The organism is Streptomyces sp. RLA131 (assembly GCF_056270125.1).
The window spans coordinates 1850426-1867500 of the sequence record NZ_JBWDOQ010000002.1 but is presented as its reverse complement, the minus strand read 5'-3'; the positions used below and the strand labels follow the sequence as shown (position 1 = coordinate 1867500).

Annotated in this window: 13 protein-coding genes and 2 rRNA genes (1 of these 15 cut by a window edge); 11 read left to right on the top strand and 4 right to left on the bottom strand. The window is 71.7% G+C overall.

Annotated features, from left to right (window positions below; genetic code table 11):
* The 3 genes from RWE79_RS09455 to RWE79_RS09445 form a co-directional block, all read left to right on the top strand.
* Positions 1–1342: ribosomal RNA gene (locus tag RWE79_RS09455) — 23S ribosomal RNA — on the top strand (it extends 1783 nt beyond the left edge of the window).
* A 112-nt stretch (positions 1343–1454) separates the two neighbouring features.
* A 5S ribosomal RNA gene (gene rrf / locus RWE79_RS09450) occupies positions 1455–1571 on the top strand.
* Positions 1572–2832: 1261 nt separating this feature from the next.
* Complete coding sequence (locus RWE79_RS09445; RefSeq protein WP_475939571.1) at positions 2833–3804, top strand: hypothetical protein; 972 nt, start codon at positions 2833–2835, stop codon at positions 3802–3804.
* Between the two features lie 63 nt (positions 3805–3867).
* Here the strand turns inward: RWE79_RS09445 and RWE79_RS09440 are convergent, their stop codons facing one another.
* Positions 3868–5157: a DUF1015 family protein gene (locus RWE79_RS09440; protein ID WP_475939570.1), complete on the bottom strand. Its 1290-nt coding sequence runs from the start codon at positions 5155–5157 to the stop codon at positions 3868–3870.
* Between the two features lie 75 nt (positions 5158–5232).
* Between RWE79_RS09440 and RWE79_RS09435 the strand changes: the two genes are divergently transcribed.
* Positions 5233–6252: an HAD-IIA family hydrolase gene (locus RWE79_RS09435; protein ID WP_475939569.1), complete on the top strand. Its 1020-nt coding sequence runs from the start codon at positions 5233–5235 to the stop codon at positions 6250–6252.
* A 29-nt stretch (positions 6253–6281) separates the two neighbouring features.
* Here the strand turns inward: RWE79_RS09435 and RWE79_RS09430 are convergent, their stop codons facing one another.
* Positions 6282–6629: a sterol-binding protein gene (locus tag RWE79_RS09430; protein WP_475939568.1), complete on the bottom strand. Its 348-nt coding sequence runs from the start codon at positions 6627–6629 to the stop codon at positions 6282–6284.
* A 133-nt stretch (positions 6630–6762) separates the two neighbouring features.
* Here RWE79_RS09430 and RWE79_RS09425 point away from each other — a divergent pair, with 133 nt between their 5' ends.
* The 7 genes from RWE79_RS09425 to RWE79_RS09395 all read left to right on the top strand — a co-directional run bounded on the left by RWE79_RS09425 (position 6763) and on the right by RWE79_RS09395 (position 14131).
* On the top strand, positions 6763–8037 hold the full coding sequence (locus RWE79_RS09425) for a hypothetical protein (RefSeq protein ID WP_475939567.1): 1275 nt from the start codon (positions 6763–6765) through the stop codon (positions 8035–8037).
* Positions 8030–8254, top strand: a complete 225-nt coding sequence (locus RWE79_RS09420; RefSeq protein ID WP_475939566.1) for a hypothetical protein — start codon at positions 8030–8032, stop codon at positions 8252–8254. The genes RWE79_RS09425 and RWE79_RS09420 overlap by 8 nt, the downstream gene beginning before the upstream one ends.
* 13 nt (positions 8255–8267) lie before the next feature.
* A complete protein-coding gene (locus tag RWE79_RS09415) occupies positions 8268–9083 on the top strand; it encodes a TlyA family RNA methyltransferase (protein WP_475945712.1) in 816 nt (271 codons plus the stop codon).
* Positions 9080–10033: an NAD kinase gene (locus tag RWE79_RS09410; protein WP_475939565.1), complete on the top strand. Its 954-nt coding sequence runs from the start codon at positions 9080–9082 to the stop codon at positions 10031–10033. The genes RWE79_RS09415 and RWE79_RS09410 overlap by 4 nt, the downstream gene beginning before the upstream one ends.
* Before the next feature lie 167 nt (positions 10034–10200).
* Positions 10201–11961, top strand: coding sequence for a DNA repair protein RecN (gene recN, locus RWE79_RS09405; RefSeq protein ID WP_475939564.1), 1761 nt, complete (start codon positions 10201–10203; stop codon positions 11959–11961).
* Positions 11962–12020: 59 nt separating this feature from the next.
* Complete coding sequence (locus tag RWE79_RS09400) at positions 12021–12869, top strand: hypothetical protein (protein WP_475945710.1); 849 nt, start codon at positions 12021–12023, stop codon at positions 12867–12869.
* 122 nt (positions 12870–12991) lie between these two features.
* Positions 12992–14131: a glycosyltransferase family 4 protein gene (locus tag RWE79_RS09395; protein WP_475939563.1), complete on the top strand. Its 1140-nt coding sequence runs from the start codon at positions 12992–12994 to the stop codon at positions 14129–14131.
* Here the strand turns inward: RWE79_RS09395 and RWE79_RS09390 are convergent.
* Positions 14101–14700, bottom strand: coding sequence for a carboxymuconolactone decarboxylase family protein (locus RWE79_RS09390; protein WP_475939562.1), 600 nt, complete (start codon positions 14698–14700; stop codon positions 14101–14103). The two genes, RWE79_RS09395 and RWE79_RS09390, sit on opposite strands and share 31 nt — an antisense overlap.
* A 106-nt stretch (positions 14701–14806) precedes the next feature.
* Positions 14807–16618: a glycoside hydrolase family 15 protein gene (locus tag RWE79_RS09385; RefSeq protein ID WP_475939561.1), complete on the bottom strand. Its 1812-nt coding sequence runs from the start codon at positions 16616–16618 to the stop codon at positions 14807–14809.
* Positions 16619–17075 lie beyond the last annotated feature (457 nt).

Here is a 17075-nt window from a genome sequence, read left to right as displayed (position 1 = left end):
TCGAGAAAAGCCTCTAGCGAGTTTCATGGCGGCCCGTACCCTAAACCGACTCAGGTGGTCAGGTAGAGAATACCGAGGCGTTCGGGTGAACTATGGTTAAGGAACTCGGCAAAATGCCCCCGTAACTTCGGGAGAAGGGGGGCCATCACTGGTGATCCGATTTACTCGGTGAGCTGGGGGTGGCCGCAGAGACCAGCGAGAAGCGACTGTTTACTAAAAACACAGGTCCGTGCGAAGCCGTAAGGCGATGTATACGGACTGACGCCTGCCCGGTGCTGGAACGTTAAGGGGACCGGTTAGTCGCATTTCGGTGTGGCGAAGCTGAGAACTTAAGCGCCAGTAAACGGCGGTGGTAACTATAACCATCCTAAGGTAGCGAAATTCCTTGTCGGGTAAGTTCCGACCTGCACGAATGGCGTAACGACTTCTCGACTGTCTCAACCATAGGCCCGGTGAAATTGCACTACGAGTAAAGATGCTCGTTTCGCGCAGCAGGACGGAAAGACCCCGGGACCTTTACTATAGCTTGATATTGGTGTTCGGTTCGGCTTGTGTAGGATAGGTGGGAGACTGTGAAGTCATGGCGCCAGCCATGGTGGAGTCGTCGTTGAAATACCACTCTGGTCGTGCTGGATGTCTAACCTCGGTCCGTGATCCGGATCAGGGACAGTGTCTGGTGGGTAGTTTAACTGGGGCGGTTGCCTCCTAAAATGTAACGGAGGCGCCCAAAGGTTCCCTCAGCCTGGTTGGCAATCAGGTGTTGAGTGTAAGTGCACAAGGGAGCTTGACTGTGAGACTGACGGGTCGAGCAGGGACGAAAGTCGGGACTAGTGATCCGGCGGTGGCTTGTGGAAGCGCCGTCGCTCAACGGATAAAAGGTACCCCGGGGATAACAGGCTGATCTTCCCCAAGAGTCCATATCGACGGGATGGTTTGGCACCTCGATGTCGGCTCGTCGCATCCTGGGGCTGGAGTCGGTCCCAAGGGTTGGGCTGTTCGCCCATTAAAGCGGTACGCGAGCTGGGTTTAGAACGTCGTGAGACAGTTCGGTCCCTATCCGCTGTGCGCGTAGGAATATTGAGAAGGGCTGTCCCTAGTACGAGAGGACCGGGACGGACGAACCTCTGGTGTGCCAGTTGTCCTGCCAAGGGCATGGCTGGTTGGCTACGTTCGGGAGGGATAACCGCTGAAAGCATCTAAGCGGGAAGCCTGCTTCGAGATGAGTATTCCCACCAACTTGATTGGTTAAGGCTCCCAGTAGACGACTGGGTTGATAGGCCGGATGTGGAAGCCCTGTAAGGGGTGGAGCTGACCGGTACTAATAGGCCGAGGGCTTGTCCTCATTTGCTCGCGTCCACTGTTTGGTTCCCGGGTTGCGAACAGTCGCACCGGTGAACAAATTGAGTCACTTAACTTAAAAGTGTGCTTGTTCGCTTGGAGACACCCGATGGTGTTTCGGTGGTCATAGCGTTAGGGAAACGCCCGGTTACATTTCGAACCCGGAAGCTAAGCCTTTCAGCGCCGATGGTACTGCAGGGGGGACCCTGTGGGAGAGTAGGACACTGCCGAACAATCTTTCAGGACCCTCGGTCCCGGCCACAGCGCTGGGACCGAGGGTCTTTTTTTGTTTTGTTATCGCCAGTGCGCGTTCTCTCATTGAGTGCGAGAGACTGGCACTGGAGCAGTACGAATCGACAGGAGCCACCGTCTATGTCCAACTCGCCCGAGGATCGACCGGAGCGGCCCGAGCGCAGGGAGTCGCGTCCGCAGCAGGGCGGCGGCTACCGGAGCGGTGGCCCCCGAAAGGACGGCGACCGGGCCGGCGGTGGCAACCGTCGGAACGATGGCGGCGGCGGTTTCCGCAGGGACGATCGCCCTCGTGATGACCGTCCTCGTGGGCCGCGTCGTGAGGACGACCGTGGCGGCTTCCGTCGTGACGACCGTCGTGACGAGCGCCCCCGTAGCTTCGACCGTCCGCGTGAGGACCGTCCCCGTGACGAGCGTCCGCGCAGCTTTGAGCGTCCGCGTGACGATCGCCCCCGTGACGACCGTCCCCGTGGGCCGCGTCGTGAGGACGACCGCGGTGGCTTCCGTCGTGACGACCGTCGTGACGAGCGCCCCCGTAGCTTCGACCGTCCGCGTGAGGACCGTCCCCGCGACGAGCGTCCGCGCAGCTTTGAGCGTCCGCGTGACGATCGCCCCCGTGACGACCGTCCCCGTGGGCCGCGTCGTGAGGACGACCGTGGCGGCTTCCGTCGCGACGACCGTCCCCGCAGCTTTGAACGTCCGCGCGAGGACCGTCCCCGTGACGACCGTCGTGGGGATGACCGTCCGCGTGGGCCGCGTCGTGAGGACGACCGCGGCGGGTTCCGTCGCGACGACCGTCGTGACGAGCGCCCGCGCAGCTTTGAGCGCCCGCGTGAGGACCGTCCGCGTGAGGACCGGGGTGGGTTCCGTCGTGACGACCGTCGTGACGAGCGCCCCCGTAGCTTCGAGCGCCCGCGTGAGGACCGTCCGCGTGACGACCGTCCGCGTGGGCCGCGTCGAGAGGACGACCGCGGCGGGTTCCGCCGCGATGACCGTCGTGACGAGCGTCCGCGCAGCTTCGAGCGCCCGCGCGAGGACCGTCCCCGCGAGGACCGTCCGCGTGAGGACCGGGGTGGGTTCCGTCGTGACGACCGTCGTGACGAGCGCCCCCGTAGCTTCGAGCGCCCGCGCGAGGACCGTCCCCGTGACGACCGTCCGCGTGGGCCGCGTCGCGAGGACGACCGCGGCGGGTTCCGCCGCGACGACCGCCGTGACGACCGTCCCCGTGGGGATCGCCGGCCGTCGGTGCAGGGACGTGGGCGGTTCGAGAACCGGGGACGGGACGACCGTCGGGAGGAGCGCGAGCCGGTCAAGCGGCTGCCGATTCCGGACGAGGTCACCGGCCAGGAGATCGACCCGAGCGTGCGGCAGGAGCTGATGAGCCTGCCCAAGGGTCTCGCCGAGGATGTGTCGCGCAACCTGGTGATGGTGGCGCAGCTGCTGGACGAGGACCCGGAGCAGGCGTATGCCTACTCGCGTGTCGCGCTGCGGCTGGCGTCGCGTGTGGCGGCGGTGCGGGAGGCGGCCGGTTTCGCCTCGTACGCGACCGAGCGGTACGCGGAGGCGATCGCGGAGTTCCGGACGACGCGTCGGATGACCGGGACCGTGGACCTGTGGCCCGTGATGGCGGACTGCGAGCGTGGTCTGGGCCGTCCGGAGCGTGCGTTGGAGATGGCGGGCGCGCCGGAGGTGCAGAAGCTGGACCGGGCCGGACAGGTCGAGATGCGGCTGGTCGCGGCCGGGGCCCGGCAGGACATGGGCCAGGCCGAGGCCGCCGTGGTGACCCTGCAGAGCTCGGAGCTGGCGTCGAGCGCGGTGCATCCGTGGACGGCGCGGCTGCGTTACGCGTACGCCGACGCGCTGCTGGCGGTCGGCCGGGAGCGTGAGGCCCGCGACTGGTTCGCGAAGGCGCTGGAGGCCGACCACAACGGCACGACGGACGCCTCGGACCGGCTGGCTCAGCTGGACGGCGTCGAGTTCGTGGAGGTCGTCGACGAGGAGACGCAGGCCGACGAGGCCGAGGTCGCCGATGTGGCTGAGGCTGCCGACGACGACGTCGAGGACTCCGCTGTCGAAGCTGATGACAAGGCCGAGCCCGAGGCCGAGGCCGATGACGAGGCCGACGTGAAGCCGGCGGCCGGTGGCGTGGCCGAGTCGGACGTCACCGACGAGGCCGACCCGTCCACCTTCCTGGACGATCCGTTCAAGTCCGAGTGAGCAGGACGAAGGGGCGGTACCCGTGGCAACGGGTACCGCCCCTTCGTCGTTTCCCGTCCCGGGTCACTCCAGCTGAAGGCTTCGCAGCACCAGCCCCGTGGCCGGCTTCGGGCCGAAGGAGGTCGACTTGCGCGGCATGGTCACGCCCTGCCTGGCGAGTTCGCGCACGACGGCTTCGCGCACCGGGTGCATCAGGACCGCCGTGCCGCCGTGCCACTCGGCCTGTTCGACGGCGGCGGCGGTGTCGTGGATGTACCGGATGTGCTCCGGCGCGTCGGGGACCTGCCAGACGCGGTCGAGCAGCAGGCCGTGCAGGACGGCGGCGTCCAGGCGGCGCCAGGCCTCGGGGCGGTCGTGGGGGAGGGCCTCGTCGAGGAGCCGGTGGTCGGGGTGGTCGAGCAGCCAGAAGCGGTGGTCGCCGGCGAGGAGGAAGGCGTTGCCGTCGGCGCCGGCGGCTTCCAGGACCCGCAGGGCGTGTTCGAGCGGGCCTTCGACGGGCTGGACGCGGAAGGCGGTGCCGGCGGCCCGGACCGCGTCCTCGACGGCCAGCCGGGGCAGGTACCGGTGGATGGCGCGCACGCGCAGCGGGTAGCGGGCGCTGTCGACGAGCAGGACGAGGCCGTAGTCCCAGGGACTGGGACCGGTCTGCTCGGCCTGGAGCCGCAGATAGGTGGCCCAGCGGTGGTGGCCGTCGGCGATCAGGGCCTGGTGATGGGCCAGATCTGCGTCGACGGTGGCGATCTGTGCCGGGTCGGTGATGGCCCACAGGCGGTGCCTGATGCCGTCCTCGGTGCTGGTCTCCAGCAGGGGTTCGCGGTTCTCGGCTGTGCGGTCCACGATCTCGGCGGCCGTGCTCCCGCCTCCGCCGTCGTAGGTCAGGAGCAATGGCTCCAGGTTGGCGGCGGTGGCGCGCATCAGGGAGGCCCGGTCGGCGACAGGGCCCTGCATGACGTCCTCGTGCGGCAGGACGACCCGTTCCTCCGGGCGGGTGAGGCGCAGCGCACCGATCAGGCCGCGCTGGAGGAGGTCGCCGTCACGCTGCTCGTAGACGTACAGCGAGGGCTCCCGGTCGGCCTCCAGGACGCCTTCCTCCTGCCACTGGAAGAGCGCCCAGGCGGCCTGGCGGTGGCGGGCGGCGGGGTCGGGCTCGTTGGGGAGGATGAGGCGGACGACGTTGTGCGGGTCGGAGGTCTCCAGCTCCCGCTGGCCCTCGGGCCGTACGACGACGTCGTACGGGGGCGAGGTGACGGCGGCCAGACTGCCCACCCGCTCGGGGACGTAACGGAGCCCCCGGAACGGTGCCAGCCGCAGCCCGCCCGCCGGGCCGCTGTCGCCGGGACCCTGAGTGCTCATTCGAGCATGCTACGCGGGTTGCGTGGGCCCGGGATGATGTGATGAACCCACCACCACACGAGGAGCGACTAGCTTATGATCCAGCGCACCGTCCCGGCTGTGAGCGAAAAACCCCTGGACAAGGGGTACGACACCGCGCTGCTCGACCTCGACGGGGTCGTCTACGCGGGCGGCGACGCCATCGCGCACGCCGTCGAATCGCTGGGGGCAGCGCGCGAGCACGGCATGCACCTCGCGTACGTCACGAACAACGCCGCCCGTACGCCGCAGGCGGTCGCCGGGCACCTCACCGAGCTCGGCGTCCCGGCCGAGGCGGAGGAGGTCATCACCTCCGCCCAGGCCGTGGCCCGGCTGATCGCCGACCAGGTGCCGGCGGGCGCGCGGGTGCTGGCCGTCGGCGGGGACGGGCTGCTCGCGGCGCTGCGCGAGCGGGGGTTGGAGCCGGTCACCTCGGCGGACGACGACCCGGCGGCGGTGGTTCAGGGTTACGCGCCGCACGTGGGATGGGCGCAGCTCGCGGAGGCCTCGTACGCCGTGAACCGGGGGGTGCCGTGGTTCGCGTCCAACACGGATCTGACGATCCCGACCGCGCGCGGCAAGGCACCGGGCAACGGGGCGCTGGTGGAGGTCGTACGGATCGCCACCGGAGCCGAGCCGCAGGTGGCGGGCAAGCCGCTGCCGCCGATGCACCGCGAGACGGTGATCCGGACCGGGGCGAAGCGGCCCCTGGTCGTCGGCGACCGGCTCGACACCGACATCGAGGGCGCCAACGCGGCCGGCGTCGACTCCCTGCTGGTGCTCACCGGGGTGACGGACGCCGCCCTGCTGCTGGCGGCGGAGCCGAAGTACCGGCCGACGTATGTGGACGCCGACCTGCGCGGGCTGCTCACGGCGCAGCCGGAGGTGACGGCGGCCGGGGAGGCCTTCGCGTGCGGTGGGTGGACCGCGTCGGCGGGGGACCGTGCCCTGGCCCTGGAGGGCGAGGGCGAGCCGATGGACGGGCTGCGGGCGCTGTGCGCGGCGGCGTGGACGGCCGCCGGTGACGGGTCCTGCGGGCTGGACGCGGGAAAGGCGCTCGCCCGGCTGGGGCTGTGAGCCGCGGATCGGGCGCCTGCGCGGCGGCCCTAGAGCAGCTTGCGCAGGCGGAGCAGGTCGCGCACGCCGGCTTCCAGCTTGACGCGGCCGGCCGCCCAGGCGCGGGCGAAGTGCAGTTCGCCGTTGACGAGGGCGATCAGGTCGTCGCCGGCCATGGTGAGGCGGATCTCGGCCTTCGAGGGCGGGGGGCCGTTCACCGTGCTGACGTCCTTGATGCGGCCGTCGGTGAGCCGCCCGACGAAGGTGACGTCGAGATCCGTGATGCGGCAGCTCAGGGAGCGGTCCAGGGCGGCGGCGCCGCGCACGTCCCCGTCGGCCCCCGCGAGGTTCTCCGACAGGCGGTCGAGTGCGCTGCGGCACTCCGCGATGGTCGCCATCGGTGGCGCGTCTCCCGTTCATGGGCCGGCTGAGCAGGTCGCGTCCGACCGTACCTCAGGGCACTGACGCCGGGAGATGGCACCGTAGGCGGTAGCGTCAGGAACGGCAGCTACACAAGCGAGGAGTGAGACGATGCGGGACGCACTGCGTACCTGCCTGCAGATTGCGGGCGGTCTGACCGAGACCACGCGCCGACGGGCGACCGCCGCCGCGCGAGAGCTGTTCGACCAGACCGGCATAGACGTCGACGATCTCCAACGGCAGGTCCAGACCCTGGCTGACGAGCTCATCGCCTCGGGGCGCGCCAACCGGGACCTGCTGGTCGGGCTGGTACGGGAGGAGATCGACAAGGCCATGAGCCGGGTCGGCCGGGTTGCCGACGAGGTCACGAAGGTAGGCGTCGTCCTGGAGGCGCTTGAGCGGCGCGTTCGGAACCTTGAGAGCACGGACGTGGACGTGGACGTGGACGCGGGCACGGACGCGGGCACGGACGGCGGCGGGAGCGGCGTGGACGCCGGGCCGGTGACCGTGCCGGCCCCTGGGCCGGCTCCCGTGCCGCCGGTCGAGCATGTGCCCGTCGACGAGGCACCGGTGGAGCCTGTTGCTTCCGCCCCCGCCAAGGTGTCTGCGGCGCCGGCCGCGTCGGCCCCGGCCAAGACGGCGGCTGCGGCTCCGGTGAAGAAGGCCACGCCGGCCGCGGCCAAGAAGGCGAGCGCCGCCAAGACGGCGGCTCCGGCCAAGCCTGCTGCGGCGCCGGCGAAGAAGACGACGCGGGCCGTGGCCAAGAAGGCGGCTCCCGCCGAGACGACGAGCCCTGCCAAGACGTCGGCTCCCGCCAAGAAGGCGAGTCCCGCCAAGACGGCGGCTCCGGCCAAGGCTGCTGCGGCGCCGGCGAAGAAGACGACGCGGGCCGTGGCCAAGAAGGCGGCTCCCGCCGAGACGTCTGCGACGCAGACTGCGTCGGCTCCCGCCAAGAAGACGGCGGTGACGCAGAAGGCGAGCCCAGCCAAGACGGCGGCTCCCGCTCAGGCGTCTGCGGCGCCGGTCGCGTCGGCCGCGGCCAAGAAGGCGAGTCCCGCCAAGACGGCGGCTCCGGCCAAGGCTGCTGCGGCGCCGGCGAAGAAGACGACGCGGGCCGTGGCCAAGAAGGCGGCTCCCGCCAAGACGACGAGCCCCGCCAAGAAAACGGCGACGGCGAAGAAGGCGAGCCCCGTCACAGCGGCGGCTTCCGCCAAGGCGTCTGCGGCTTCGGGCGAGAAGACAGCTCCGGCGAAGAAGGCCAGCCCCGCCAAGAAGGCGGCTTCCGCCGAGAAGGCGAGCCCTGCAAGGAAGACGGCGGTGGCGAAGAAGGCCGCTCCCGCTTCCGGGCGGGGGACGCGGGTCGCGCCGGAGGCGGGGGGTGAGTGAGCCGGTGAGGGACGAAGCGGTGGATGGGCGGGGGGACGCCGGGGCGGCGCCGCTCGGGGTGGAGCTGCCCGGGACGGGGCACCCTGAGGTGGACGCCCTGCTCACGCGGCTGGGCGACGCGGACACACTGCCGACGCAGGACCACATCGAGGTGTACGAGGATGTACACCGTGGGCTGCGCGACGCGCTCACCGCACTCGACGACAACAGGAGCTGAACCGCAGGTGGCAGTGTCACGGGGCCAGCGCAGGAGGCTCGACGCGGAGCTGGTGCGCCGGAAGCTGGCCCGTTCGCGCGAGCACGCGAGCCAGTTGATCGCGGCGGGCCGGGTGACGGTCGGCGGGGCGACGGCGACCAAGGCGGCCACGCAGGTGGAGACCAGCGCGGCGGTCGTGGTGACCGAGGACGACGGTGATCCGGACTACGTGTCCCGGGGCGGGCACAAGCTCGCCGGGGCGCTGGCGGCCTTCGTGCCGCAGGGGCTGCGGGTGGCGGGCCGCCGGGCGCTGGACGCGGGTGCGTCGACCGGCGGCTTCACGGACGTACTGCTCCGTAACGGCGTCACCCGGGTCGTGGCGGTGGACGTGGGATACGGCCAGCTCGCGTGGTCGTTGCAGAGCGATGAACGCGTCACCGTCAAGGACCGTACCAACGTTCGCGAGTTGACGCTGGAGCAGATCGACAACGAGCCGGCGGACATCATCGTCGGGGACCTGTCCTTCATCCCGCTGGGGCTCGTGCTGCCAGCCCTCGTGCGGTGCGCCGCGCCGGACGCGGATCTGGTGCTCATGGTCAAGCCGCAGTTCGAGGTAGGGAAGGAGCGGCTGGGGAGTGGTGGTGTCGTACGGAGTGCGCAGCTTCGCGCTGATGCGGTACGGAATGTGGCCGGGCAGGCGCGCGGGCTGGGGCTCGGCGTGCTGGGCGTGACGGCGAGCCCGCTGCCGGGGCCGTCGGGCAATGTGGAGTACTTTCTGTGGCTGCGCGCCGGGGCGCCAGAACTGGACCCGGCGGATGTCGACCGTGCTGTGACGGAGGGGCCCCGTTGAGCGAGACGCATAGCGGTACGTGGAGCGAAGCACGTCCGGAACCGGACGAGGAGCAGCGCACCGTCTTCATGCTGGCGCACACCGGCCGCCCGGCGGCGATCCGCAGCGCCGAGCGGGTCGTACGCGGCCTGACGCGCAGCGGCATCGCGGTGCGCGTGCTGCTCGACGAGGCGGCGGATCTGTCGCTGCCCGACGAGCTCGCGCTGCAGACGGTGGAGGAGATCGGCCCGGTGTCCGTGGAGGGCTGCGAGCTGATCATCGTGCTGGGCGGGGACGGAACGCTGCTGCGCGGCGCGGAGTTCGCCCGGGCGTCCGGGGTGCCGATGCTCGGCGTCAACCTGGGCCGGGTGGGCTTCCTCGCGGAGGCGGAGCGCGACGACCTCGACAAGGTGGTCGACCGGGTCGTCACCAAGGCGTACGAGGTCGAGGAGCGGATGACCATCGATGTGCTCGTGCGCAACGACGGGCACATCGTGCACACCGACTGGGCGCTCAACGAGGCGTCGGTGGAGAAGCAGGCGCGCGAGCGGATGCTGGAGGTGGTCACGGAGGTAGACGGCCGGCCGGTGTCCCGCTTCGGCGGTGACGGGGTGGTCTGCGCGACGCCGACCGGGTCGACCGCGTACGCCTTCTCGGCGGGCGGGCCGGTGGTGTGGCCGGAGGTGGAGGCACTGCTGATGGTGCCGATCAGCGCGCACGCGCTGTTCGCCAAGCCGCTGGTGACCTCGCCGAGGTCGGTGCTGGCGGTGGAGGTGCAGCCGCAGACCCCGCACGGCGTGCTGTGGTGCGACGGGCGGCGGACGGTCGATCTGCCGGCGGGCGCCCGGGTCGAGGTGCGGCGCGGCGCGGTGCCGGTGCGGCTCGCCCGGCTGCATCACGCGTCGTTCACGGACCGGCTGGTGGCGAAGTTCGCCCTGCCGGTGGCGGGCTGGCGGGGCGCGCCGCACTAGCGCCTGCCGGCGAAGTGGCGTCGTCCGCGCTGGTGGGCGGCGCCCGCTGCTTTCCCGGTGCCGCGCGTGGGTCGTCGGGCCGCCGGGCGACGGTGATCCGCCCGGACCTGGCCTCGTAGACGGGCGTGAGGGGCGAGGCCCGTCGCGCGGCGGGCGGGAAACCTCGTATGGTCGTATCCGTGTTGGAGGAGATGCGGATCCGGTCGCTGGGAGTCATCGAGGACGCCGTGGTGGAGCTGTCACCCGGCTTCACGGCGGTGACCGGCGAGACCGGCGCGGGCAAGACCATGGTCGTCACGAGTCTCGGCCTGCTGCTCGGCGGCCGGGCCGATCCGGGTTTGGTACGGATCGGTACGAAAACGGCCTCGGTGGAGGGGCGGATCAGTCTTGCCGCCGATTCGCCGGTCGCCGTACGAGCCGAGGAGGCCGGTGCGGAGCTGGACGACGGCGCGCTGCTGATCAGCCGTACGGTCTCGGCGGAGGGGCGTTCCCGGGCCTTTGTGGGCGGGCGTTCGGTACCGGTGGGGCTGCTCGGTGAGCTGGCGGCCGAGCTGGTCGCCGTTCACGGCCAGACCGACCAGCAGGGGCTGCTGCGGCCCGCCCGGCAGCGCGCGGCGCTCGACCGCTACGCGGGTGACGCGGTGGCGGTGCCGCTGGCGAAGTACGCGGCCGCCTACCGGCGCCTGCGGGATGTCGCCGCCGAGCTGGACGAACTGACCACCCGGGCACGGGAGCGGGCCCAGGAGGCCGACCTGCTGCGGTTCGGGCTCGACGAGGTCGCCGCCGCCGAGCCGGTGGCGGGCGAGGATGTCGAGCTGGCGGCCGAGGCGGAGCGGCTCGGACACGCGGAGTCGCTGGCCTCGGCGGCGGCCATCGCGCACGCGGCTCTGGCCGGAAACCCCGAGGACCCGGAGAGCATCGACGCCGGGGCCCTGGTCGCGGGTGCGCAGCGCGCGCTGGACGTCGTACGGGCCCACGACCCGGCGCTGGCCGCCTTGGCGGCTCGGCTCGGCGAGGTCGGCATCCTGCTCGGCGACGTCGCCGGGGAGCTGGCCGGCTACGCGGACGATCTGGACGCGGATCCGCTGCGGCTGGCGGCGGTGGAGGAACGGCGCTCGGTGCTGGCCCATCTGACCCGTAAGTACGGTCGTGAGGCCGGTGGTGGCGGGGACGTGGACGCCGTGCTGGCCTGGGCCGAGGCCGGCGCCGGCCGTCTTGGTGAGCTGGAGGGCGACGACGAGCGCATCGGCGGTCTGACCGGTGAGCGTGACGCGCTGCGCGGTGAGCTCGGTGATCTCGCGCAGGCCCTGACCGATGCCCGTGCGGAGGCCGCGGAGCGGTTCGGCGCGGCCGTCACCGCCGAACTGGCCTCGCTGGCCATGCCGCACGCCCGGGTGGGGGTCGAGCTGCGGCAGAGCGAGGACGCCGACGGCATCGAGGTCGGCGGCCGTCCGGTCGCCTTCGGCCCGCACGGCGTTGACGAGGTCGAGCTGCAGCTCGCCCCGCACCCCGGTTCGCCGGCCCGGCCCATCGCCAAGGGCGCCTCGGGCGGTGAGCTGTCGCGGGTGATGCTGGCGGTCGAGGTGGTCTTCGCCGGTTCGGATCCGGTGCCGACGTATCTCTTCGACGAGGTCGACGCGGGTGTCGGCGGCAAGGCCGCGGTCGAGGTGGGCCGGCGGCTGGCGCGGCTGGCGCGGACCGCGCAGGTCGTGGTCGTCACGCACCTGCCCCAGGTCGCCGCTTTCGCCGACCGGCAGTTGCTCGTCGAGAAGACCAGCGACGGGTCCGTCACGCGCAGCGGCGTCAAGGTCCTCGAAGGCGAGGAGCGGGTACGGGAGCTCTCGCGGATGCTCGCCGGCCTGGAGGACTCCGAACTCGGCCGTGCGCACGCCGAGGAACTGCTGGCGGCGGCCCGGGACGCCGGATAGACGCGCGGGGGCCCGGTGCCGCGGCCGTACGTGGTGCCGGGACGCGAACGCGGACCGCCCTGGTCGCCTTCGGTGTCACCCGGGCGACGTACGCCGTGCTGCGGCGCCGTCCGCCCGGGGGCGACGCGCGGCGGTGGCTGCGCGTGAACCACGCGGGCCGCACGGTCGACCTGCACGGCGGCCTGGCGGCGGCCGTGGGTGTGTCGGTGGCTCTCGCGGCGGCGCCCGGGGTGCCGGGCCGGACCAGGGCTGCCGCGGCGCTGGCGACGGTGGTGGCCGCCGGGTGCGGGGCCTACGACGATCAGCGGGGGTCGGCCGCGCAGCGGGGCTTGCGGGCGCACCTGGGGGCACTGCGGCGGGGCGAGGTGGACTCGGGGGCGGTGAAGCTGTTCGGCATCGGCGGGGCGGGGCTGGTGGCCGGAGCGATGGTGCGGGAGCGGCCGCTCGACGCGGTGCTGGCCGGTGTGGTGATCGCGGGCGCCGCGCACGCGGTCAACCTGGTGGATGTGCGGCCGGGACGCGCGGTGAAGCTGGTGATCGCCGCCGGGGCGCCGTCGGGTCCGCCGGCCGCGGGAGCGGTGGGGGCGGCGGTCGCCGTGCTGGGGGACGACCTGGGGGAGCGCACGATGCTGGGGGACGCCGGGGCGCACGCGCTGGGCGCGGCCCTCGGGGTGGCGGCGGTGGTGGCGGCGACAGGGACGACAGCGGCGTCAGGGACGACCACGGCGCCAGGGACGACAGCGGCGACAGGGCCGGCGGGAGGCGGCCGGGGGCGCCTGGTGGCGTACGCGACGGCGCTGCTGGCCCTGGCGCTGGTGGGGGACAAGGTGAGTCACGGCGAGGCGCTGTGGGGTGCGCCGGTTGTGCGGGCCCTGGACACATGGGGGCGCCGTGACACGTACGGGTGATCCGGCGTACGTCAGACCGCGTGGGGCACGGTGACCGTTCCCGGGAAGCGGGGACGGCCTGGCATCCTTGAGGGTGGGCACAACGCCCGCCGTACGACGCCGAGTCAGGAGCCCGAGCGCGAGTGAGCAGCACACCGACCCCGTTGCGCGGGCAGCTGCACGCCGTTCATGTGCTGGGTGAGACCGCGGGTGCGCATGTGTCCTCCCTGGCCCGCGGTCTGGTGGCGCGGGGCGTGACGGTGACGGTGTGCGGGCCGGCGGTGGCGGCCCGGGACTACGGATTCGCCTCGGTGGGCGCGCGGTTCGCGGCGGTGGAGATCACGCGCAGCGCGGGGAAGGCCGACGCGGCGGTGGTGACCGCACTGCGCGCGGCGAGCACGGATGCCGATGTCGTGCACGCGCACGGCCTGCGGGCCGGTCTGCTGGCCTCGTTGGCGCTCGGCGGCCGGCGCACACCGCTGGTGGTGACCTGGCACAGCGCGGTGCTCGCGGAGGGCACCCGGGCCCGGCTGCTCGCGCTGCTGGAACGGCGTGTGTCCCGGGCGGCGACCGTGGTGCTGGGTGCCTCCTCGGACCTGGTGGACCGGGCCCGGACGGTGGGTGCCCGGGACGCACGGCTCGCGCCGGTGGCCGTACCGGCGCCGGTACGGACGCCACTGCCGCCGGAGCAGGCGGTGGAGAGGGAGCTGCGGCGGCAGAAGACCCGGGCCGAGTTCGGCGCCGTGGACCGGCCGTTGCTGCTGGCGGTGGGGCGGCTGGAGCCGCACAAGGGGTACGACACGCTGCTGGACGCCTCGCGCGGCTGGTGCGCGGCGGACCCGCGCCCGGTGGTGGTCATCGCCGGTGAGGGGTCGCGGCGCGAGGCGTTGCGGCGGCGGATCGACGCCGAGCGGCTGCCGGTACGGTTGCTGGGCCGCCGGGACGACGTGCCCGAGCTGCTGGCGGCGGCGGATCTGGTGGTGCTGCCCAGCCGTTGGGAGGCGCGGGCGCTGATCGCCCAGGAGGCGCTGCACGCCGGGGTTCCGCTGGTGGCCACCGCGGTCGGCGGGACCGCCGAACTGATCGGCGAGGCGGGGGAGCTGGTGCCCTACGGCGACGCCCGCGCGCTCGCGGAGGTGGTGACCCGGCTGCTCGCCGACCCGGCCCGGCGGGCCGGACTGGCCGCAGCCGGGCGGGCCCAGGCCGCCACCTGGCCGACCGAGGACGACACGGTCGCCCAGGTGCTGAGCATCTACGACGAGCTGGCGGCGGAGCGCGGCTGAACCTGCGCGACGGCAGGCGGCCGGATCGCGCACGCGTCGGAGAAGCCCTGACTGCTCAGGCCGACCGCGCTGTTGAAGCGTGAGCGGAAGTTCTCCAGGGCCACGATCGCCGTCAGCTCGACGAAGGCCGCCTCGCCGAGCCGGTCCAGCAGGCTCGCGGCCAGCTCGTCGGTGACGGCGGGCGGCGTCGCGGTCACCGCCTCCGTGTACTCCAGCACCAGCAGCTCCACGTCGCTGAAGACGTCCCGGTGCTCCCGCCACCGGGGCACCTGACCGACCTTCTCCAGCGGGGTGCCGAGCCGGTCCGACACCCAGTAGCCGAAGTCCACGCACCAGGAGCAGCCGATGCTGACCGCGGCCGCCATCTCCGCGAGGTGCTTCAGGGCCGGGTCCAGCTCCTTCCACCTGGCGACCTTCGTCTCGAAACCGAAGTACGCGCGCAGCGCCCTGGGGTGGTGCCCGAAGACCAGCGCGGGTTCCATCACCTTCCCGTAGGTGCGGCGGGAGTACCAGGTGCTCAGCCTCACGGTGAGCGTCCGACGGGGGGTGAGGGAGATGCGAGCGGTCATGACAGTGCCTCCGATGCCGGGTCCGTACGTCCTTCACAGCTGTGACGGAGCGCGTCGCACGGATGTGACATCGGAGGCAGCAGGCAGCAGGCAGCGGCGGCCGGGGTCAGCCCCCGTACGCGCCGCTGGCCGTCAGGCGCAGGGCGGTGTCGATGAGCGGCACATGGCTGAAGGCCTGCGGGAAGTTGCCGACCTGGCGCTGGAGGCGGGGGTCCCACTCCTCCGCCAGCAGACCGAGGTCGTTGCGCAGCGAGAGCAGCTTCTCGAACAGCCGGCGGGCCTCGTCGACCCGGCCGATCATCGCCAGGTCGTCGGCGAGCCAGAACGAGCAGGCCAGGAAGGCGCCCTCGTCGCCGGGGAGGCCGTCGAGGTTCTCGCCGCCCTCGCCGCCGCCGTCGGTCGGGTAGCGCAGCACGAAGCCGTCCTCGGTCGACAGCTCGCGCTGGATGGCCTCGATGGTGCCGATGACCCGCTTGTCGTCCGGCGGCAGGAAGCCGACCTGCGGGATGAGCAGCAGGGAGGCGTCCAGCTCGCGTGAGCCGTACGACTGGGTGAAGGTGTTCCGCTCCTTGTCGTAACCCTTCTCGCACACGTCCCAGTGGATCTCGTCGCGCAGTTCGCGCCACCGCTCCAGCGGGCCGTCGACCTCACCGGACTCGATGAGCTTGACGGTGCGGTCGACGGCCACCCACGCCATGACCTTGGAGTGGACGAAGTGCCGGCGGGGGCCGCGGACCTCCCAGATGCCCTCGTCGGGCTCGTCCCAGTGCTGCTCCAGGTAGCGGATCAGCTTGAGCTGGAGGACGCTCGCGTAGTCGTTGCGGGCCAGCCCCGTCATATGGGCCAGGTGCAGGGCCTCGGTGACCTCGCCGTAGACGTCCAGCTGGAGCTGGTGCGCGGCGCCGTTGCCGACCCGGACCGGGGTGGAGCCCTCGTAGCCGGGCAGCCAGTCCAGCTCGGTCTCGCCGAGCTCGCGCTCACCGGCGATGCCGTACATGATCTGCAGGTTCTCGGGATCGCCGGCGACCGCTCGGAGCAGCCACTCACGCCAGGCGCGGGCCTCGTCGCGGTAGCCGGTCCGCAGTAGCGAGGACAGGGTGATCGCGGCGTCCCGGAGCCAGGTGAAGCGGTAGTCCCAGTTGCGCACGCCGCCGATGTCCTCGGGCAGCGAGGTCGTGGGGGCGGCGACGATGCCGCCGGTGGGTCCGTACGTCAGCGCCTTGAGGGTGATCAGCGAGCGGACCACCGCGTCCCGGTAGGGGCCGTGGTAGGTGCACTGGTCGACCCACTCCCGCCAGAAGGCCTCGGTGCTCTCCAGGCCGTTCTCGGGCTCGGGCAGTGCCGGGGGCTGCTTGTGGGACGGCTCCCAGCTGATCGTGAAGGCGATCCGGTCGCCCGGGGCGACGGTGAAGTCGGAGTACGTCGTCAGGTCCTTGCCGTATGTGTCGACCTCGGTGTCCAGCCAGACCGAGTCGGGTCCGGCGACGGCCACCGTACGGTCGCCGACCTTGTGGACCCAGGGCGTGACCTGGCCGTACGAGAAACGCATGCGCAGCGCGGAGTGCATCGGGACGCGCCCGCTGACACCCTCCACGATACGGATGAGCTGGGGCGCTCCGTCACGCGGCGGCATGAAGTCGATGATGCGCACGGTGCCGCGTGGGGTGTCCCACTCGGATTCGAGCACCAGCGAGTCCCCCCGGTAGCGACGCCTGGTCGCGGCCGGCGGTTCGGTGCCGGGGGTGTGGGCGGGACCCAGCCGCCAGAAGCCGTGGTCGTCGGTGCCGAGAAGGCCCGCGAAGACGGCAGGGGAGTCGAAGCGGGGCAGGCACAGCCAGTCGACAGTGCCGTCCCGGCAGACCAGTGCGGCGGTCTGCATATCGCCGATGAGTGCGTAATCCTCGATACGCCCGGCCACGTGTATCTCCAGTCAACGACGGCGTCGCCCACGCGGGGCGATCAAGGTCTGGGGATCCTTCGATGAGCTCTTGTCCGGGAGCGGGCGGGGTGGTGCCGTGCCGGCCGACTCGCATCGAATCGATGTGTCCGAGCAGGATACGACGTGGATGCGAGGGGTGTGGAAGCGACGACCGAAGCTGATGGGCCGGTCGGGTGCATTTTGTCGTACGAGACTCCTGGTAGCCGGAATATTCCGCTTCCCGGTGGCGGCAAAAATTTCTGCGGATCGCGCCATGGCGTCACGGAGCTGTCGCGCAGGGTGTAAGCGGGCCGTGGCCGGACGCGGCGGAGCCCGGTCGCTGATACCCTGGTAGCCCGTGGGCCGGTGGGCTGAACCACTGAACCGCCGCGGTGGCGCCTCCCCTGAATCCATGGTGCCGCCCCGACCCTCACCTCGCGACCACGGGAGCCCCCTC

Excerpts from the sequence above, each read along its gene's own strand:
- recN (WP_475939564.1), top strand. The coding sequence starts at position 10,201 with ATGGTCGTATCCGTGTTGGAGGAGATGCGGATCCGGTCGCTGGGAGTC.
- RWE79_RS09430 (WP_475939568.1), bottom strand. The coding sequence starts at position 6,629 with ATGGCGACCATCGCGGAGTGCCGCAGCGCACTCGACCGCCTGTCGGAG.
- RWE79_RS09435 (WP_475939569.1), top strand. The coding sequence starts at position 5,233 with ATGATCCAGCGCACCGTCCCGGCTGTGAGCGAAAAACCCCTGGACAAG.
- RWE79_RS09390 (WP_475939562.1), bottom strand. The coding sequence starts at position 14,700 with ATGACCGCTCGCATCTCCCTCACCCCCCGTCGGACGCTCACCGTGAGG.
- RWE79_RS09425 (WP_475939567.1), top strand. The coding sequence starts at position 6,763 with ATGCGGGACGCACTGCGTACCTGCCTGCAGATTGCGGGCGGTCTGACC.
- RWE79_RS09440 (WP_475939570.1), bottom strand. The coding sequence starts at position 5,157 with ATGAGCACTCAGGGTCCCGGCGACAGCGGCCCGGCGGGCGGGCTGCGG.